2 protein-coding genes are annotated in these 512 nt (G+C 43.0%); both read left to right on the top strand.

Annotated elements, in window-relative coordinates; all coding sequences use genetic code 11:
• Positions 1-346 (top strand): 50S ribosomal protein L13 (rplM, locus tag IEY58_RS34250; protein ID WP_189052670.1); only part of this gene is annotated, 346 nt, incomplete at its 5' end.
• A gap of 10 nt (positions 347-356) precedes the next feature.
• Positions 357-512, top strand: a 156-nt coding sequence (rpsI, locus tag IEY58_RS34245; protein ID WP_189052669.1) for a 30S ribosomal protein S9, incomplete at its 3' end; no start/stop codon positions are given.

The raw sequence follows: 512 nt of genomic DNA, 5'->3' as shown, positions 1-512 counted from the left end.
GGCGAGCGAAATCGCATCACGCTTACGTGGCAAGCATAAGCCTTCTTACACCCCTCACGTTGACACAGGCGATTATATCGTTGTGATTAATGCTGAGAAAGTTGCCGTGACTGGTAAAAAAGCGCAAGACAAAAAATACTACCGTCACACCGGTTACCCAGGTGGTATCAAAGAGACTAACTTTACCAAACTTATCGCACACAAACCTGCTGACGTACTTAACAAAGCGGTTAAAGGTATGTTGCCAAAAGGTCCATTGGGCTATGCGATGATTAAAAAGTTAAAAGTTTACTCAGGTACTGAGCATCCTCATACTGCTCAACAACCTCAAGTATTAGATATCTAAGGAGTAACACATGGAACGCAATTACGGTACAGGTCGTCGTAAAACTTCAACAGCTCGTGTGTTCTTATCTGCGGGTACAGGTAACATCGTCGTCAACGGTAAACCACTTGATCAATACTTTGGTCGTGAAACATCAGTAATGGTTGTACGTCAACCTCTAGAATTA

The organism is Aliidongia dinghuensis (assembly GCF_014643535.1).
Taxonomy (GTDB): domain Bacteria; phylum Pseudomonadota; class Alphaproteobacteria; order ATCC43930; family CGMCC-115725; genus Aliidongia; species Aliidongia dinghuensis.
This window is presented reverse-complemented; position numbering and strand designations above follow the sequence as displayed.